2 protein-coding genes and 1 pseudogene are annotated in these 3,920 nt (G+C 59.4%); 1 reads left to right on the forward strand and 2 read right to left on the reverse strand.

Going from position 1 to position 3,920, the window contains the following annotated elements; translation table 11 throughout:
* Positions 1–224: 224 nt before the first annotated feature.
* Positions 225–527, reverse strand: a complete 303-nt coding sequence (locus tag Q0M74_RS13370; RefSeq protein WP_293955271.1) for a chorismate mutase — start codon at positions 525–527, stop codon at positions 225–227.
* 68 nt (positions 528–595) lie between these two features.
* Here Q0M74_RS13370 and pcrA point away from each other — a divergent pair, with 68 nt between their 5' ends.
* Positions 596–3,022, forward strand: coding sequence for a DNA helicase PcrA (pcrA, locus tag Q0M74_RS13375; RefSeq protein WP_293955273.1), 2,427 nt, complete (start codon positions 596–598; stop codon positions 3,020–3,022).
* A 14-nt stretch (positions 3,023–3,036) separates the two neighbouring features.
* On the opposite strand, the pseudogene Q0M74_RS13380 reads toward pcrA, so the two are convergent.
* A pseudogene (locus Q0M74_RS13380) lies at positions 3,037–3,920 on the reverse strand (hypothetical protein); the annotation flags it as partial.

Consider the following 3,920-nt stretch of genomic DNA (forward strand, 5'->3'; position numbering starts at 1 on the left):
AGCACGCTCTCCGTCTTCAAAAAGCTCGCGCAGCGAGGTACCCTTGAAAGCCTCATACCGCTTGGTCAGGGCCTGCCAGGCAGCAGTGGTGGTGATGTCGTTCGCCATGAAAACTCCTCGATGAGAAGGGGGGAAAGTTGTCTCTGTCAGGTTAGCGCGGAACTCCACCTGTGTGCGCGACTACAGCAACAACCCCCAATCCCTGGAGATACAACGGCGATACTTTAGAGCCGTCCGCGTCCCATACGCAGCAGGATTGCTGCCAGAGCTGGGCCTTCCTCACCGATCTCATCACGGAACTGGTTGATGATGGCCACCTCACGGGTGTGCACCAGACGGGTGCCCCCTGATTCCATGCGGGTCTTGCCGATCGCCTGGGAGACGGTGGTCCGGCGTTTGACCGCATCTAAGATTTCGCGGTTGAGGCGGTCGATCTCCTCGCGATACTTCTGAATCTCCGCATCAGAGAGCGGGTCATCGGTACCCGAAGGGATTCTGATCTCGAAGTTTTCATCAGTGTTAGTCATGGAAACTATTCTGCCATGAGCACAGGCGGGGGATGCGTGTCCACCCCACCTAGTAGGTTGTAGAGGTGATGAATACTGCACACAATCCCTTCGCCCAGAACCCTTCTGACCCTGGTGTCGGCTCCCACGCCGAGGTCAACGCCGAGGTTGGCACTGAGCTGACCTCAGGCCTCAATGAACAGCAGAAAGCCGCGGTTGAGCACATTGGTTCCCCGCTGCTGATCGTGGCTGGTGCCGGTTCCGGCAAGACAGCTGTGCTCACCCGCAGGATTGCCTACCTCATGCGTTACCGAGGTGTGCACCCCCAACAGATCCTGGCCATTACCTTCACCAACAAGGCAGCCGCTGAGATGCGTGAGCGTGTCAGCCAGCTGGTCGGCCCTGTTGCTGAGCGCATGTGGGTAGCCACCTTCCACTCCGTGTGCGTGCGCATTCTGCGTCAGCAGGCCCAGTTGGTGGAGGGGCTCAATACCAACTTCACCATCTATGACTCAGATGATTCCCGGCGTCTGCTGACCATGATCGCCAAGGATCTTGAGCTGGATATCAAGAAGTTCTCCGCGCGCACACTTGCCTCGGCGATCTCGAATCTGAAGAACGAGCTGATCTCCCCCGCCACCGCCGTGGCCGATGCGGAAGCCACCCACAACCCCTTTGAAAAGGTGGTGGCGCGGGTGTTCGTGGAATATCAGCAACGTCTGCGCCGTGCTAATGCTGTGGACTTTGATGATCTCATCGGTGAGGTCGTGCGCATCTTCACCCAGCACCCGCAGGTGGCGGAGTACTACCGGCGCCGCTTCCGCCATGTGCTCATCGACGAGTACCAGGACACCAACCATGCCCAGTATGAACTGATCTCAACCCTGGTGGGACGCCCCGGTGAGGACCCCTCCGAACTGTGTGTGGTGGGTGACTCAGATCAGTCGATCTATGCCTTCCGTGGTGCCACCATCCGTAACATCGAGGAGTTTGAGCGCGATTTCACCAATGCGCGCACCATCTTGCTGGAGCAGAACTACCGCTCCACCCAGACGATCCTGTCTGCTGCCAATGCAGTGATCTCCCAGAATGAGAACCGCCGGCCCAAGAACCTGTGGACAGCACTGGGGGAGGGCGAGCAGATCATCGGCTATGTCTCAGACAATGAACACGATGAGGCCCGCTTCATCGCCTCCGAGATCGACACCCTGGCTGATCGTGGCATGAACTACTCCGACATGGCCATCATGTACCGCACCAACAATTCCTCCCGTGCGCTGGAGGAGGTGTTCATCCGCACCGGTGTGCCCTACAAGGTGGTCGGTGGCACCAAGTTCTATGAGCGCAAGGAGATCCGCGACATCATCGCCTACCTCCGCGTGTTGGAAAACCCGGAGGACACCGTCAACCTGCGGCGCATCATCAACACCCCCAAGCGCGGCATCGGTGACCGCGCCCAGGCCTTCATCGCACTGCATGCGGAGAATAACCAGATTGGTTATGGGCAGGCGCTTGTCGACGCCGCCGCCGACAAGGTCAGCCTGCTCGGTGCCCGTGGACGCAATGCGGTGGTCAAGTTCAACGAACTGATGGACACCCTGCGCGCAGAGATGCCCTCCATGGTCAATGAAGTCACAGGCATGCCTGATATTGGCCAGGTGATCAGCCGCATCCTGGACATCACCGGTTACAAGGCAGAGCTGGAAGCCTCTAATGATCCCCAGGACGGCGCCCGCCTGGATAACCTCAATGAGCTGGTTTCCGTGGCACGGGAGTTCTCCTCTGAAGCAGCCAACCGCATGGCCTATGAAACCATGGACGGCAGTGAAGCGGAGGTCAATGACAGTGAGCCGGAACCAGGCAGCCTGCAGGCTTTCCTGGAACGTGTCTCCCTGGTGGCCGATGCTGATCAGATCCCAGATACCGAACAGGGCGTGGTCACACTCATGACCCTGCACACCGCCAAGGGCCTGGAATTCCCGGTTGTCTTCCTCACCGGTTGGGAGGACGGTCAGTTCCCACACCTGCGCTCCCTGGGCGATGCCAAGGAACTGGCGGAGGAACGACGCCTGGCCTATGTGGGGATCACCCGTGCCCGCAAGCGCCTCTATGTCACCCGTGCGATGCTGCGCAGCTCCTGGGGTAACCCGGTGACCAACCCGGCATCCCGCTTCCTGCAGGAAGTCCCGGAGGAACTGATTGACTGGCGCCGTGAGGAACCCACCAGTTCCTTCGGCTCCGCGTGGGGGTCCGGTGGCTCGTCCTATGGTGGCGGCTACTCCTCACCAACACGTAAACCGGCACAGTCCCGAGCAACAGGAATCCCCACCAGGCAGACCAGGAATAAGAACCTGGAACTGGCCGTGGGGGATCGTGTCAACCATGACAAATACGGTCTGGGCACAGTACTGGTGGCAGAGGGCAGTGGGCCGCGGGCAACCGTGACGATCGACTTCGGCTCCTCCGGAAAAGTCCGGCTCATGCTCATCGGTGGAGTACCGATGGAGAAGCTCTAAGCCGGATTGTTGTTCTAATCGCGGTAGTCGGACATCTCCACCCTCGGGGTGAAAACCCAGCCGATCACTGCTGTGACCAGCGGGGCGATGATGAGAGTACCAATGATCATCGCCCAGGCAGGCTCGAGGAATCCCAGGGTGCCGTAGAAGGTGGTGATTCCCTCATCATTGGTCATGGAGGTGGACGCCCACAGCGCTGCCCCCAGATGCCCCGTCACCAGGCCGAGTAATGCCGCGCCGATCGCACAGAGTGCACCAAACAGGGCATTGGACTGACGTGTGAGATTCGGTGCGGCACCCACGGCATCCAGAATGATCTTCTGACGGCGGATCTGCTGGGAGGACAGGGCCAGAACCAGGGCCATCACCGCGATGACCAGGGCGGTGATCACAGCAGGAACCGCCAGGTTCTCAACCCCGGATCCTATTGACCAGGTGGGGAAGGTGATGTCCACGCCCTCAGCGGTGCGGAAGAAATCGTAGAGCTCTGAATAGTCGTCGTGGGTGACCCGTTCACCGGACACCAGCACGGCACCCAGATAAGACTTCTCCAGACCCAGTTCAGCGAAGGCACCTTCGGTGACCAATTGTTCAGATGCCAACGGTGGCAGCACCGGACGTGTTTCCACCTGAGCTGTGGCAAGGTCCTCGGTGTCCTCAGTCACCTCGTCGTACGTTGACACCTTCAGGGTAGCGCCGGAATCATCAGTGACCTGCTCCAGTGATGAGGTGAGCACAGCATTGCCTGATAGATCAGCATCCGGAGTACCGAAGAACTCCATCAGTTCAGGAGAGGCGATGGTGACTGGGCTGCTGAGGGAGTCACCAACTCCACGAACCCAGTCAGTCCAGGGGGAATAGCCCAGCTCTGGCATATCCATGCTGATCCAGGAATCCT

The organism is uncultured Corynebacterium sp., assembly GCF_945649885.1.
Classification (GTDB): domain Bacteria; phylum Actinomycetota; class Actinomycetes; order Mycobacteriales; family Mycobacteriaceae; genus Corynebacterium.